Origin of the sequence: Allohahella sp. A8, from assembly GCF_047946665.1 — a bacterium.
Lineage (GTDB): Bacteria > Pseudomonadota > Gammaproteobacteria > Pseudomonadales > Oleiphilaceae > Allohahella.
This window is the reverse complement of the sequence record NZ_CP172312.1, coordinates 2621262-2634668: the sequence shown is the minus strand read 5'-3', so window position 1 is coordinate 2634668 and position 13407 is coordinate 2621262. Positions and strand designations below refer to the sequence as shown.

Here is a 13407-nt window from a genome sequence, read left to right as displayed (position 1 = left end):
AATGAGGCGCATGCGCAAGCGGGGCGCTGAAGCGCCGGAGAATCACGAGCGCTGGCTCGTCTCCTATGCTGACTTCATCACGCTGCTATTCGCGTTTTTCGTCGTCATGTATTCCGTGTCATCGGTTAACGACGGCAAATACAAGATACTGTCGCAAACGCTGGATGGCGTCTTCAACGCCACTCAAAGGGCCGTTCAGCCCATCCAGATAGGCGAGGAGTCTGCAACCCAGCCACACTCTGATGTGCCAAATTTGCTGCCATTCGAGCAGCCAGACCGTGATGAAGGAACGACCCGCCACAGCGATGAAGATGGTCGATTGCGTGACATTTCGAGACGTTTCGAGAGTAAGCTGAAAACCCTGATTGGGAAGGGTCTGGTCACCGTCGAAGTCACGGACGAATGGATAGAACTTTCTTTACGGAACAATTTGCTGTTTACAAGCGGTGATGCCTTGCCGGTCGATGCCGCTTTTACCTTGATCGACAGTATCTCTGAAATTCTGAAAGACTACCCGAATGCCATCGTCGTTGAGGGGTTTACGGATAATATCCCCATACGATCAGATGTTTACCCCTCCAACTGGGAGCTGTCGGCAGCACGGGCGGCAGCGATGGCACGGTTGTTGATAATGGGAGGAGTAGGACCGCAGCAGGTTGCCGCCGTTGGCTATGGGGAATATCAGCCTCTTGCCGACAATAGCACCACTGCCGGTCGGGCGCGCAATCGCAGAGTCGTTATTCTCGTTGCCAGGTCCGACAAGGTCCGCCAGTTCATCCGCCGCGTTCCGGCGGAGTAGCCCAGTGGAAGTGCAGATCACACATGCAAGTCATCACCATTGCCAATCAGAAAGGCGGCGTAGGCAAGACCACGACCGCCGTCGCCCTTGGCGGCTTACTGGCCGGGCAGGGCAAACGTGTTCTGCTCGTGGATCTCGATCCTCAGGGCTCGCTCACGTCCTATTTCGGACATGATCCTGACCGGTTGCAGGGCAGCGTTCACGACATTTTCACTTCTGTTCTGAATCCTGACGGGCGTCGCGAGGTCCCGCCCGACCTGCCTGCCCAGCTGCTGCGCGACACATCCTGTCCTAACCTGATGCTGCTGCCTGCTTCGACTCTGCAGGCTACTCTGGAGCGCAAATTGGCAGGAGTCGAGGGTATGGGGCTGGTACTCAAGAAAGCGTTGGCGTCACTGCGTGATGAGTTCGATGTGGTATTGCTCGACAATACGCCCGTACTCGGCGTGCTGCTGATCAACTCGCTGGCAGCCTGCGAACGAATCCTGATTCCCGTGCAGACCGAATTTCTCGCTCTCAAGGGGCTGGAGCGCATGCTGCATACCCTGACCATGGTCATGCGTAGTCAGAAACGGCTGTTGCCCTACACCATCGTGCCGACCATGTTCGATCGAAGGACGGGCGCCTCTGTGAAGAGTCTGCGCCGCATCAAGAACGATTATCCTGATACGGCGTGGCGCTACGCCATCCCGGTGGATACCCGTTTCAGGGATGCCAGCCAGGCCGGGCAGGTGCCCTCGATGTTCGATCCGTCCACACATGGAGTCAAGGCCTATAATCGATTGCTGCAGGACGTGCTCGGGACACCAGTAACAAGCGGATCGTCATGAGCCGCCAGAGCCGCGATGCGGAATTCATGGGCTATCTGACCGACCTGCTGACGGACGAGCCAGAGCTGACGGAGCCAGCAGAGTCTCTAGAACCAGCGGAGCCAGAGGCACCGGCAGAACCAGTGGAACCAGCAGCGTCTCCAGAACTAGCGGAGCCAGCAGAACCAGCGGAACCGGCAGAACCAGCAGCGTCTCCAGAACCAGCAGAGCCGCAAGAGCCGGCACAGCCACCGGTTTCTGAACCGCCCCCACCAGCCAGCATCGTCGACAAAAAGGCGTCAGCTCGCATCCTCGAAATCGATCCGCCCATGGCTGCGTACGCCGGCCTGCCGGACGTGTTCGACTGTCTGCTGTTTCGGGTCGGCCCGTTCAAGCTCGCGTTGCCGCTGCTGGGTATCAGCAGTGTGCACAAGTATGACGAAACCGTGCATGAACTGCCGGGTATGATGAGCTGGATACTTGGTATCGTACAGATGCCACGCGAGCGTCTATGCGTCGTGGATATGCTCAGCCTGTTCAATCGGCAGGCTGCGCAGCAGACAGAACCGGTCCAGCGACTGATCGTGCTCTATGGTAGTCATTGGGCGTTGGCAAGCCACGATATTCTCGAAGTACGCCAGCTGGAAAGCGCTGATATCAGATGGCGTAAACCGGCTGCAGGGTCCTCACGATCATGGTGCGTCGGAACCCTTGCCGCCGACCTGTGCATCCTCATCGACCCCCGCCAACTGCACATCCACCTCGACCGAATGCTGAAGTCTTCGGCCGGCGGCGGTTTTGCAGACTAACCACCACCGCGTGGTCTGGCATTTGCCCTTCGATGATCTATGCTCAATGCAGACATTCCAAGAGTTTCCGCAGGCTGTGCGCGCCACGAACAGCTGCCAGACAAAGAGGATTACAATATGGCATCCAGCAGCGGACATGCCAAAAGTTCCGACGACCCAGTACTGCAGTACGTCACTTTCAGACTTGATCACGAGACCTATGGCATCAATGTGATGCAGATACAGGAGGTCCTGCGCTACACAGAAATCGCACCAGTTCCAGGATCGCCGTCCTACGTAATGGGCATCATCAATCTGCGCGGCAATGTGGTGACAGTCATAGACACCCGCCAGCGCTTCGGACTGTCCGAGTCAGAGGTGTCCGATAGCAGCCGTATCGTCGTCATAGAAGTCGACTCCCAAGTCATGGGCATACTCGTCGACTCAGTGGCAGAGGTGGTCTATCTCCGGCAGTCGGAGATCGAATCTGCGCCCAATGTTGGCAATGAAGAGAGCGCGAAGTTCATTCATGGCGTCTGTAACAAGAACGGCGAGCTGATTATTCTGGTGGAGTTCGAAAAACTGATGTTGGATGACGAATGGGGCGGCTAGGCCATTTCGCAAGGTCGGGTAGATGAGCGAGTTACTGCTTCGCCACCAGTTCAGCGTCCTTCTTGTTATCTCGATCGTCGCGATTGTCGCCATAGGTTTTTCCATTCTCACACTGGCTTATCTGGTGCGGGTGCGACGCGATACACAGCGCCTGGCAGAGCGGGTCGATGCGCAGCAGGCGAAGTTACAGATACTGGCTGAGGGCGAACGTGGCGTAGGGCGCCGGGTCGTCATGCTGAGTCAGCGGCTACAGAAGAGTGAGCAGACCCAACAGTCGGCTCACTACCCGGCAAGCGACGCCCAGTTCGATCTCGCCGAGGCAGAGAAGCTGGTCAATGCCGGTGCCACGGTGGCAGACCTTGTTCGCACCTGCCAGCTTTCTCCCGCTGATGCCGAGCTGCTTATTGCCCTGCGCCGCACCGAAAGGCGGATATGATCTTCCCTCGTCAGGCTCGCGATACCAGGTAGCGCAATTGTCTGTCCTCTGCGTACTCATACACTGAGATGCGGTGAAGCTTTCGAGAAAGCCCCGCGAATGAGTGATTACAAGGAGACCCTATATGTTATCCAAAGACGAGACCGCCAAGCTGTGGAAAATGATCAAGCCCGTCGGCACTGGCATGCTTGCGAATTGGAATGGTGATTTTCTGCAAAGCCGCCCGATGCAGCTGGTGCAGGACGACTTCAGCGGTTCGCTCTACTTCTTCACCCACAAGTCAGACACCAAGGTTGACGAAATTCTGCATAATCGCGAGGTCAATGTAGCCTTCAGTGATCCAGCCAAGAAGACCTTCGTTTCTATCTCGGGTGTGGCAACACTTGTGTCCGATAAGGCAACGATAGACACCTACTGGAATGATGTCGTGTCCGCCTGGTTTCCGGAAGGCAAGAGCAGCCCTGACGTCGCGCTGCTGAAGATCGACACCTACCTTGCGCAGTATTGGGATTCGCCGTCGAGCAAACTGGTGCAGCTGTACAAGATTGCCAAGGCAAATATCAAGGATGAGACGCCTAATATGGGTGAGAATAAGAAGCTGGGCTGATATATTAGTGAACGGGGTCCTGCTTGCGAGTTCGGACCCCCTGACAGACGCGTTTGACCATGGGTTATACTTCGGTCAGAGCCGTAAACAATGTGAGTCATTCAAGCGCCCATTGGGGTTGTTCAGGCACTTCATTAAATCTGATCAAGAGCATTACGTACCATGAAAATGATCATTGCTGTCATTAAACCGTTCAAGCTGGATGATGTTCGGACTAATCTTTCCGAAATTGGGGTCAATGGGCTGACTGTCGAAGAGGTCAAAGGCTTTGGACGGCAGAAGGGGCATACCGAGCTGTACAGGGGCGCGGAATACGTCGTTGATTTCCTGCCAAAGCTCAAGCTGATGATTGCTGTGGATGACGACCAGGTCGACACTGCTATCGATGCAATCACCAAGGCTGCCAACACCGGGAAGATCGGTGACGGCAAAATTTTCGTCCAGTCGCTCGATCAGGTTGTACGGATCCGCACCGGGGAAACCGGAACCGACGCGCTCTAGGCGCGTCTGTGTCAGACTGGCTGTTTGCCAAGTTGCGCGCTAACGCGCTGATTTAAATACCTGATTTTTTGCTTTCATTAGTTGACTCCCAGCTGATCCATGTCTATACCTTGAGTTGTATTTCTACAACCTCAAGGGTATGCGATGAAACTACCTGCATTTTCACTGTGCGTAGGGTTGGTAATGCCATTTACCGCTCATGCGCTTGATGTCAACGCGATTGACATCAACGGTTTCGGTTCGATCATTGGCAGTATGACCAATGACGAAGACGAGTCACTTTACGGCATCGACGAAGACTTCGATTTCCAGAACGAATCACGCTTTGCAGTTCAAGTGAGTTCTCGGCTGAGTGAGAAGTGGTCGGCGACTGCCCAGATTCTCGCTCGCGGTGAAGATCAGTTCGATCCGACCTTTGAGTGGGCTTACCTTTCGTATGAAGCCACCTCCAACCTGAAGCTATTCTTCGGGCGTCAGCGCTTCAAGCAGTACAAGTATTCGGGTTATGTGGATGTGGGCTACGCCTACCCGTGGTTGCGGCTGCCGCAGGGCGTATATTCCGTTCCGTTCTCTTCTGGCGACGGCGTTGGTGCTGCCTTCCAGACTTATGCTGGAGATCTCGAGGTCAATCTGCAGTATAACCTGCTGGGTTCGACCATCGATGATTTCGTTCCCTCGACGGGCGGCAATCCCGCTACTATCGAACTCCAGCTCAGTCATATATTTTCGGCCGATATGAACTTTGAAGAGTTCAACTTCGGTTTCAACCTCGCCTACATCCCGGAGTTATCCTACGATGTGCTCGGCGCCAACCCTGAGCTGGCACCGCTGTTGTTGGCAGCATCCGGTTTGCCGCCAACACTTCGTGATGACGTTTTCGAACTGCTCAATGACGACGTCGAAGTATTCACATGGGACGTCTACGCAGGCTGGGATAACGGTACTGTCTTCGGCCTGGTCGAGTACAGCGATCAGAACTTTGGCGAATCGAGCTTCAGTGATCAGAAGTCCTGGTATGTTACTGGAGGCTACCGGTTCGCCCAGTTCACCTTCCACGGTACATACGGACAGGATGAGAACGAAGCGAGTTCGAACGCTGCTGAACGTCTGGAGCAGGCGCAGCTGGCCGCACTGGCGACCGGCGTGAGAGGTCTTCAGGAAGCCCAGAAGGAAGATAGCGAGTTCTGGATCTTCGGCGTGAGATATGACTTCGATGCCGCCGTCGCCCTGAAGGCTGACTACACCACGGTGATGGATGATGACAATCCACAGCGCGAGGCAGAAATCTTTGCCGTCGGCCTTGATTTTGTATTCTAACGGGGTGAAGACAATGAGAACTATCAAAGTACTGACTACCCTGTGTCTGACGACCTTTGCTGCCATGTCGTTCGCTGAAGTCTCTGTGATCGTGCATCCGTCAAATGCTGCGACGGTCGACGCAACAGCGATCGAACGTATCTTTCTGGGCAAGGAAAAGTCGTTCAGTAACGGCTCCAAGGCTGTTCCGGTCAATCTGGAATCTTCTGCTGCAGAGCGGGAAGAGTTCGAAACGAAAGTGCTCGACAAGAGCCCGGCCCAGTTGAAGGCATATTGGTCCAAGCTGATATTCACGGGTAAGGGCACTCAACCGGCCGAAGCCAGTGTGAGCGAGATGATCGAGCTGGTATCGAGCAATCCAAATATCATAGGCTATGTACCTAGCAGTGCAGTGACCGACGCCGTCAAGGTCGTTCATACTGCGAAGTAACTGAGGCTCTGATAATCAAAGGCTGCTACGGCAGCCTTTTTTTATGGGTCCGCAGTCAGGTCATCGACGTACAATGTTGTGGAATGGCAGGCGTCAACAAAGTCTGCATTTCGTCGTACACATCCCCCGGACCCATTCAGTTCTATGACCTCTGCCGCTGATTTTCAGAATATCCGATTACTCACGTTCGATCTGGACAATACCCTGTGGGATGTCTGGCCAGTGATCGACCGAGCCAATCTGGCCTTCAGGACCTGGCTTGAAAGCACTCATCCTGAGCTGCATCCGCTCTATCACGACGATGCAGTTCAACAGGCACGTATGGCGATACTGGATGCCGACCCGTCGTTGAGTCGCCAGCCTTCTCTGTTCAGGCGCCGGTTGATGCAGCAGGTGCTTGCGCCTGCCTCGTTAAGCCCCGAGAGGCTGGATGAAGTGACCGAAGCTGGATTTGAAGTCTTCTTTGCGGAACGAAACCGTATCGATCTGTTCCCCTTTGCGCGCGAACTACTGGAATCACTCAGCCGCCAGTATGAAATCATCGCGATCAGTAATGGTAACGCTGATCTGGAACGCGTCGGACTAAAGCAATATTTCAAGGGGCACCTCATCGCAGAGCAGACGATGAAACCCAAACCAGAGCCTTATATGTTCGAAGAGGCCTTGCGCATGGCTGGCGTAGAAGCTCATGAAGGGCTTCACATTGGCGATCATGCTGAAGAGGATGTCGATGCCGCTCTAGCGGTGGGGATGAAGGCGATCTGGTTCAATCCAGAAGGTGCTCCGCGTGAGGATGACGTCCCGGTCGTGAAAGACTTACCGACACTGCACAGACTGCTTGATCGTTCAACCTGAATCAGACTGGGCCAGCGCTGGTTGAGCGCTTTTCAGAAATTTGCTGGCGACATAGCCAGTGCTGCCATCACGTGTCACGATCCGATACCAGTCGCCAGACCTTGCGACCACAGCCACCCGCTGTCCCGCGATCAGCTGATCCAGCAAGTCGTCTTTCGTGGATGGTCCCGCCCGCAGATTGAGACGAGCAGCATCAACCTCCAAAAGCGGAGGAGGGGGCTCGGATGACTCGTTGATTACGGGTCGATCAGCATCATACAGGCTGATCATCGGCAGTGGGTCCACGGGGCCCTTGAAGGTCGCGTATACGCCGAAATGCAGGTGGGGCGGCGTTAAGCGGGCATTCCCAGTATTGCCCACAGTTCCGATTTCATCGCCAGCTTTCACTCGGTCTCCCTGCTGCACTGAGATGCTGTCCAGGTGGGCGTAATAATAACGGTGGCCCTGGCTGGCCGCCCGCTGCCAGACATGCAGGCCACCGAGCGGTGTATCGCCGGTGCGGGCGATGGTGCCGTCAGCTACCGCGAGCACTGCGGTACCACGAGGCGCAAAGATATCAACACCATGATGTACCCGACGCCCGCCATCCCGCGGTGCACCGAAAAAGCTCCGCACGGCAGTGTTATCTGCTTCCAGGACCGGAAAGGCGAGGGCCGAACGCACGCTTACCATGATACTGAAGCGGCCAGCTGCCAGCAGTTCAGGCTGTATCAACAGCGTGTATTCGCCGTCCTCATCGACCTGCCAGGCAGCTGCATTCACTGTCGCGTCGTCTGAATCTGCGTCTTCGCCAATGGTGACAGCTTTCGCTGGGCTACTTTCGAGCCAGGCATGCGGCTCTGCCTTGGCTGCCAGATACACCTCCTGAAAAACACGTCCATGGCTGCCCCTGGTGGACTCATCAAGCGGGTTGATCAACGATTGTGGTACCGCATTCTCTCCCGAAGCCTTGGCGTCATACGGCAGCCTCTGAACCACGACCTGCAGAAACTGGTCCTCGAGCAGATTCACGCGATAGGCCAGGGCCCGCGGCTCGGACTGCTCAATCCAAATGGTTTCGCGAACTGGCAAGGCCAGCTCTGCCGGCTGATTCAGCGCAGCACGTGCAGCCAGCTGCCATTGATCGACGAGCCGTGTGTTCGATAAGCCACTTGCCTGTAGTCCTGACAGATATTGCTGCCGGGGACTTGACCGCTGAAGTTCGGGGAATGAACAGGCGGATAGCGCCAGGCATACAAGCGTTAGGAAGATTGATCTCATCATTGGTTGACTCTGAAAGCTGAAGTGCGCTCCTGATTTTACGTACGACAGGCCATCACAGACGGCGATACGTACAATCTTGCTACCTAACAACGATCCAGGGTGCGCAGTAGCACCAAGAGGCGTAGCATGACCAGCAGACCAAGATCGTCATTTTTTTCTCATGAAGGAGTGAATCATGAAGCATGAAGAGGTGCCAGGCACTGAGCCGCACCAGCAGGCTGCCTATGTCCAGCAGCTTCGGGAATTGTTGAAGACTGGGCTCGGATGGGAGGTCGACATACTCGATACCATCATGAATGGTGTCCAGCATCCTTCTTCATTCAGCGCTTCGGATAGCACGCGGGTCCACCGCAGCCTGCTTGCTCATGCAATGAATCTTGCGCTGTTACAACGCCTGCTCGAGCGCGTACCCGATGGCGCTGCCTATGTACAGGAAAAGTGGCAGCGTGGTGAAAAAGTGATGCTGGATCATGGCGCCTTGCGCACAGTACGGTACCAGCGGCGTCATGAAGCGGGTCTGCCTTCGGGCCATCTTGCATTCAAACGTATTCTCGAGCCTCTGGGGTATACGCTGGCCGGGGAGTACCCGCTTGAGCGAATCAAGATGTGTGGGTTTGTCTACGCCTCGAGAGATCTGCCCGACAGCCTCTCGCAGTTCTTTGTCAGTGAGCTGTATCCCGAGCAATTCTCCGAACCTTTCCAGGCTGTGGTGGCTGCATTGCTCGGCACGGAGCAGGATCCTCTCGGCTCTGTCGACGACAGGCTGCTGAACCAGCTTTCGCAGGACCATCACCTGTCGCTGGAGGATGCAGCCAGTTTGTTGCCCAGGCTGGTGGCCTGCTTCGAGCGCCACCACGAGTTGCCCACGCTGGAGGACTACCATCTGCTGAAGGCCGAGTCGCGCGAGATGGCGTGGATCAGCACCGAAGGCAACGCCTTCAATCATGCGACTGATCGCGTCGATGACATCAAGGCCGTGGAGGCCGAGCAGCGCCGCAAGGGGCGGGCGATCAAGCCAGAGATTGAAGTGGCTCGGCATGCGAAAGTGCAGCAGACCGCTTTTCGGGCGGCCCCGGTCTCACGTCCAATGCGCTCCACTGAACAGGTACAGCCCAACGAAGACGCGCTCTGGGTGCCTGGGTCATTCTTCGAATTCATTGAGCGTGGCGAGATCGAAGACGACCAGGGCAAGCGAATCCTTGACCTGCGATTCGACAGCTCGAATGCCCAGGGTATTTTCAGGATGACGTCGAGCTGAATTTAGCGCTATTTGGGGCAACGTGAACGCGCCTCCGGGCTACTGTCGCCTGATACTTTCGGCAGCTCCGATCATAGCGGCCAATTGTGCAGTGCCGCTCCTGGGACTGGCCGATACAGCCATCATTGGACATTACGCTGGCGTCGCCGATCTCGGCGCCGTGGCGCTCGGGTCGCTCATATTCAGCTTTGTCTACTGGGCTTTCGGCTTTCTGCGAATGACCACCACAGGCTTCGTAAGCCAGAGCTGGGATGATGCACTTGCCGACAGCGTAGTGGCTGTTGTGGCCAGAGCCCTGGTCATTGCCCTTGCCATCGCAACAACGATTCTGCTGACCCAATCGCTGATCAGCTGGCTGGCATTCACGGCATTCACGGCTAGTGATGGGGTCGAAGCGCTGGCTCATGCCTATTTCGATATTCGTGTCTGGGGCGCGCCAGCTACGCTGCTGACGTATGTGTGTTTTGGCGTCCTTATTGGTGCAGGTCGCACCGCCGCGCTGCTCTGGCTCCAGCTTCTGCTGAATGGCCTGAATATCCTGCTCGACTTCATATTTGCGGCCCACTTCCAGATGGGCGTCGCAGGTATCGCACTTGGTACTGTCGTGGCCGAGTACGTCACAGTCGCCGTTGCGCTTGTTTATCTGGCGGGAATGCTGCGGAAAAGGCCGATGAGCGTGACGCTGGACCTGCGCTGGGCCAGAACGGTTCTCCTGGCACCAGCCCCCTTGCTCGCGCTCGTGCAGGCCAATGGCAATGTCATGGTTCGAACAGTGATGTTACTGCTGGCCTTCGGCTGGTTCACCAATATCAGTGCTGGTTTCGGTGATGCGGTGCTGGCAGCGAATCATGTGCTGCTGCAATTCATTGCCTTTAGCGCCTTCTTCCTGGACGGCTTCGCTTTCGTGACGGAGAGCTTCGTGGGTCGTGCCAGTGGACAAGGCAATATGAAGCTGGCACGCCAGGTGAGTTGGCGTTGCTTCTGGCTCGCTGCCATAACCGCGTTACTGCTTGCTCTGGGCCTGGCTTTGGGCGGCGCGAGTGCCATAAGGCTGTTGACAGATCTACCGACTGTAGTGGAGCAGACCTCCACTAGTCTGCACTGGGCAGTGATGTATATTGCCTGCTCATTCGCTGCCTTCCACCTCGACGGTGTTTTCATCGGTGCTACTGCGACGAAAGGCATGCGAAATGCGGCAGTGGTGGCGACGGCAGTATTCTTCGTGCTGGCTGCGTTGCTCAGCCGCAGTCATGGCAACGATGGGCTTTGGGTGGCCTTCGTCGTCTTCGTGATTGCTCGTGCCGTCTGCCTGGCTGTGCTGCTGGGGCGTGATGGCCTGAAGAAGTTGAGTTAGTCAGCTACGACCCTCGGTAAGTCCGGCAAAGCTTCATCAGAATTGGTCAACGAGAGCAGTGTACGCCAGCCGAAGAGCTTGTGCAGGTGCCTGAGCTGCGCCAGGTAGTCAGGCTTGTGCACGTAGTTGGCATGGCGACGCAGCTTCAGCAGCTTGCGGTTGCCATGCGTTCGCGGACGAAGATGCATCAATCGTTCAAGCTGCTCTGCGTGGACTGAACCCAGGGCCTTATCCTTGAGATAGTGGGCGATGACCTCTGCGCAGGCCTCAAAAACAGGCAAAGCGCCGTTGTCGATTTCAACCATTCCCATCAGTATCAATGTCGGATGCTCGGCATTGAACATATGCAGGTACAAATCCGGCCTGCCGTCTTTTTTCGGTAACATATCGTCGTGCAGAAAGGGCAGTCGCTCTTCATAGCCGGTGGCACAGATCACGGTATCGAAGACTCCGCAACTGCCATCGCTGAAGCTGACCTGTTTGCCGCTTATCGAGACCACATCGCTACGCACTTTAAGGTCGCCGTGGGCGCAGTGATGGAGAATCTGACTGTTCACAACCGGGTGACTTTCCAGTATGCCGTGGTCCGGTTTCGGCAAGCCAAACTGCTCAGGGCTACCTACCGTTCCGCGGAGCACACTGGCCAATAAAGTCTGCTGCAATCGAAAGGGTAGCCAGGCGGGGAAGCGGTCAGCCAGCACGGTCGTTGGGATGCCAAGGAGATACTTCGGCATGAAATGATAGCCGCGTCGTACGCTGATACTGGCTTGCGCGGCGTGTATGGCGGCATCACAGGCAATATCAGCCGCTGAGTTGCCACCGCCCACAACCAGTACCCGCTGCCCTGCGAGACTAGCGCCGTCCTTATAGTCGCGTGCATGCATGATGCGGCACCCGGTTGTCGCCTCGGCCAGCGCCGCCTCGGCAAAGTCAGGCATCACCGGATCCCAATACTTGCCCGTGGTGCAGGCGACAGCGTCGAACGTGAACTTTCGGCCAGAGACGGTGTGGACACTCCAACGCGGGCCATCAGATGTGACGCTGGTGACGGCGACTCCAAAGCTTGCGGAGTCGTAGAGCCTGTGCAGTCTGGCGTAGCTCCTGAGATAGGCGAGTACCTGACGATGAGATGGGTAATCAGGTAAGCGCGCATCCATCGGGTAATCACTAAAGGATGATGTTGCACGCGAGGAAATCAGGTGGGCTGATTCATACATCGGCGAGCCGGGGGCCGTAATATCCCACACGCCGCCAAAATCGCTGTGCCTTTCGAATATATGAAAGTCCAATCGCGCTTGCCGAAGGCATTTAGCTACGGCAATTCCTGCTGCACCCGCACCGATTACTGCTACCGAAAAGGTTTCACGCATGGCAGACTGTGGGAAATAACCTGAAGCATCAGAGACTTGTATATCCGCAGTTTGCCTCGTCATGATAAGTCAGGTCCGGGAAGGGCCAGTATTATGATCATTTTTTGAGCCTTATATGATCGATGATCATTTTCAACATCATATGGTCAGCGCCCGAAATACGCAAAGTAATCAGGAACGACCGGAGCCTGAGAATCATGTTCAACGAGGATTCGTGGATGGGTCGTACAGACGAGGGGCGAAAGCCCGTACAGCAACGCAGTCAGGCGAGGGTGGATGCCATTCTCGCAGTCGCCACTCACCTGCTCATAGAGCGGGGCACCGATGGTCTGGTCATGCGGGATATCGCCCGTCGGGCGAATGTGCAGATCGGCTCTCTTTATCAATATTTCCCCAACAAGGCCGCTGTCCTGAAAGGGCTCGGCGAACGCTTCAACAAGCGGTTCGAGGCCTGTTTGTTTGAAGCGTGGCAGCGTTGCATGCAGGACCGCAGCACTTTGGCACAAGCCGTCGATCAAACCGTCGATGCCGCTTTCGAGTTTTATCTCGAAGAACCGGGGTTCCCTGCGCTGTGGGCCGGCTTTCAATCCGAGCCAGGGCTCAGTCAGCTCGATCGGGACGATACCCTGCATAACGCCGGTTTCTTCGCCGCCTCTATATCGGCGCGTTATCCTGGCCTCGATGGGCAGCACATGCTAACGATAGGGGTGCTCATGTGCGAGGCGGCGGGAAGTGCGCTTCGCTTCGCCGTCCATGCCGAAGAGCCAATGCGCTCGGATGTGATCCGCGCCCTGAAGCAGCTTATTGTGCTGCAGCTGGAGGCACTGGTCGCTGGGCAGGCGGCAAAGCCATAGATCCTGGAGTCTAAACATTTACGTACATTAATGGAGGAGACCGACGCTGAACGAGTTGATAGTGGCGCATCTAGGCCTTTAGGCTGTAATGTTTACAAGGATATTTTGATCCAGTGCTTTAAGAGGCACTATCTAACGATTGAAATTCCTGGAA

15 protein-coding genes are annotated in these 13407 nt (G+C 55.9%); 13 read left to right on the top strand and 2 right to left on the bottom strand.

Annotated elements, in window-relative coordinates:
* Position 1 precedes the first annotated feature (1 nt).
* The 10 genes from motD (at position 2) to ACH3PB_RS11785 (ending at position 7154) form a co-directional block, all read left to right on the top strand.
* On the top strand, positions 2-799 hold the full coding sequence (motD, locus tag ACH3PB_RS11830; RefSeq protein WP_416395071.1) for a flagellar motor protein MotD: 798 nt from the start codon (positions 2-4) through the stop codon (positions 797-799).
* A 23-nt stretch (positions 800-822) separates the two neighbouring features.
* A complete protein-coding gene (locus tag ACH3PB_RS11825; protein WP_416395070.1) occupies positions 823-1629 on the top strand; it encodes a ParA family protein in 807 nt (268 codons plus the stop codon).
* Entirely contained in the window at positions 1626-2417 is a 792-nt protein-coding gene (locus ACH3PB_RS11820) for a chemotaxis protein CheW (RefSeq protein ID WP_416395068.1), read from the top strand. The genes ACH3PB_RS11825 and ACH3PB_RS11820 overlap by 4 nt, the downstream gene beginning before the upstream one ends.
* A 117-nt stretch (positions 2418-2534) precedes the next feature.
* Entirely contained in the window at positions 2535-3008 is a 474-nt protein-coding gene (locus tag ACH3PB_RS11815; RefSeq protein ID WP_416395066.1) for a chemotaxis protein CheW, read from the top strand.
* Positions 3009-3030: 22 nt separating this feature from the next.
* Entirely contained in the window at positions 3031-3444 is a 414-nt protein-coding gene (locus ACH3PB_RS11810; RefSeq protein ID WP_416395064.1) for a DUF2802 domain-containing protein, read from the top strand.
* A 124-nt stretch (positions 3445-3568) separates the two neighbouring features.
* Positions 3569-4051 carry a pyridoxamine 5'-phosphate oxidase family protein gene (locus tag ACH3PB_RS11805; protein ID WP_416395063.1) on the top strand — a complete coding sequence of 161 codons (483 nt, stop codon included), beginning with the start codon at positions 3569-3571 and terminating at the stop codon, positions 4049-4051.
* A gap of 162 nt (positions 4052-4213) precedes the next feature.
* Positions 4214-4552 (top strand): P-II family nitrogen regulator, encoded by a 339-nt coding sequence (locus ACH3PB_RS11800; RefSeq protein WP_416395061.1) that lies wholly within the window; start codon positions 4214-4216, stop codon positions 4550-4552.
* 144 nt (positions 4553-4696) lie between these two features.
* Positions 4697-5869, top strand: a complete 1173-nt coding sequence (locus ACH3PB_RS11795; protein ID WP_416395059.1) for a hypothetical protein — start codon at positions 4697-4699, stop codon at positions 5867-5869.
* 13 nt (positions 5870-5882) lie between these two features.
* A complete protein-coding gene (locus tag ACH3PB_RS11790; protein ID WP_416395057.1) occupies positions 5883-6299 on the top strand; it encodes a phosphate ABC transporter substrate-binding protein in 417 nt (138 codons plus the stop codon).
* Between the two features lie 144 nt (positions 6300-6443).
* A complete protein-coding gene (locus tag ACH3PB_RS11785) occupies positions 6444-7154 on the top strand; it encodes an HAD family hydrolase (RefSeq protein ID WP_416395055.1) in 711 nt (236 codons plus the stop codon).
* On the opposite strand, the gene ACH3PB_RS11780 is transcribed toward ACH3PB_RS11785, so the two are convergent.
* Complete coding sequence (locus ACH3PB_RS11780; RefSeq protein WP_416395053.1) at positions 7146-8417, bottom strand: peptidoglycan DD-metalloendopeptidase family protein; 1272 nt, start codon at positions 8415-8417, stop codon at positions 7146-7148. The genes ACH3PB_RS11785 and ACH3PB_RS11780 overlap by 9 nt on opposite strands.
* A gap of 175 nt (positions 8418-8592) precedes the next feature.
* Here ACH3PB_RS11780 and ACH3PB_RS11775 point away from each other — a divergent pair, with 175 nt between their 5' ends.
* Together ACH3PB_RS11775 and ACH3PB_RS11770 are read left to right on the top strand one after the other, a co-directional pair.
* Positions 8593-9675 (top strand): 2-oxoadipate dioxygenase/decarboxylase family protein, encoded by a 1083-nt coding sequence (locus tag ACH3PB_RS11775; RefSeq protein WP_416395051.1) that lies wholly within the window; start codon positions 8593-8595, stop codon positions 9673-9675.
* A gap of 22 nt (positions 9676-9697) precedes the next feature.
* Complete coding sequence (locus ACH3PB_RS11770) at positions 9698-11029, top strand: MATE family efflux transporter (protein WP_416395049.1); 1332 nt, start codon at positions 9698-9700, stop codon at positions 11027-11029.
* Here the strand turns inward: ACH3PB_RS11770 and ACH3PB_RS11765 are convergent.
* Positions 11026-12462 (bottom strand): flavin-containing monooxygenase, encoded by a 1437-nt coding sequence (locus tag ACH3PB_RS11765; RefSeq protein WP_416395048.1) that lies wholly within the window; start codon positions 12460-12462, stop codon positions 11026-11028. The genes ACH3PB_RS11770 and ACH3PB_RS11765 overlap by 4 nt on opposite strands.
* Before the next feature lie 134 nt (positions 12463-12596).
* Here ACH3PB_RS11765 and ACH3PB_RS11760 point away from each other — a divergent pair, with 134 nt between their 5' ends.
* Complete coding sequence (locus ACH3PB_RS11760; protein ID WP_416395046.1) at positions 12597-13253, top strand: TetR/AcrR family transcriptional regulator; 657 nt, start codon at positions 12597-12599, stop codon at positions 13251-13253.
* The last annotated feature ends 154 nt before the right edge of the window (positions 13254-13407 follow it).

What these genes read in the sequence shown, in the direction of transcription:
- motD (WP_416395071.1), top strand. Translation starts at nt 2, where the DNA reads ATGAGGCGCATGCGCAAGCGGGGCGCTGAAGCGCCGGAGAATCACGAG.
- ACH3PB_RS11825 (WP_416395070.1), top strand. Translation starts at nt 823, where the DNA reads ATGCAAGTCATCACCATTGCCAATCAGAAAGGCGGCGTAGGCAAGACC.
- ACH3PB_RS11820 (WP_416395068.1), top strand. Translation starts at nt 1,626, where the DNA reads ATGAGCCGCCAGAGCCGCGATGCGGAATTCATGGGCTATCTGACCGAC.
- ACH3PB_RS11815 (WP_416395066.1), top strand. Translation starts at nt 2,535, where the DNA reads ATGGCATCCAGCAGCGGACATGCCAAAAGTTCCGACGACCCAGTACTG.
- ACH3PB_RS11810 (WP_416395064.1), top strand. Translation starts at nt 3,031, where the DNA reads ATGAGCGAGTTACTGCTTCGCCACCAGTTCAGCGTCCTTCTTGTTATC.
- ACH3PB_RS11805 (WP_416395063.1), top strand. Translation starts at nt 3,569, where the DNA reads ATGTTATCCAAAGACGAGACCGCCAAGCTGTGGAAAATGATCAAGCCC.
- ACH3PB_RS11800 (WP_416395061.1), top strand. Translation starts at nt 4,214, where the DNA reads ATGAAAATGATCATTGCTGTCATTAAACCGTTCAAGCTGGATGATGTT.
- ACH3PB_RS11795 (WP_416395059.1), top strand. Translation starts at nt 4,697, where the DNA reads ATGAAACTACCTGCATTTTCACTGTGCGTAGGGTTGGTAATGCCATTT.
- ACH3PB_RS11790 (WP_416395057.1), top strand. Translation starts at nt 5,883, where the DNA reads ATGAGAACTATCAAAGTACTGACTACCCTGTGTCTGACGACCTTTGCT.
- ACH3PB_RS11785 (WP_416395055.1), top strand. Translation starts at nt 6,444, where the DNA reads ATGACCTCTGCCGCTGATTTTCAGAATATCCGATTACTCACGTTCGAT.
- ACH3PB_RS11780 (WP_416395053.1), bottom strand. Translation starts at nt 8,417, where the DNA reads ATGATGAGATCAATCTTCCTAACGCTTGTATGCCTGGCGCTATCCGCC.
- ACH3PB_RS11775 (WP_416395051.1), top strand. Translation starts at nt 8,593, where the DNA reads ATGAAGCATGAAGAGGTGCCAGGCACTGAGCCGCACCAGCAGGCTGCC.
- ACH3PB_RS11765 (WP_416395048.1), bottom strand. Translation starts at nt 12,462, where the DNA reads ATGACGAGGCAAACTGCGGATATACAAGTCTCTGATGCTTCAGGTTAT.
- ACH3PB_RS11760 (WP_416395046.1), top strand. Translation starts at nt 12,597, where the DNA reads ATGTTCAACGAGGATTCGTGGATGGGTCGTACAGACGAGGGGCGAAAG.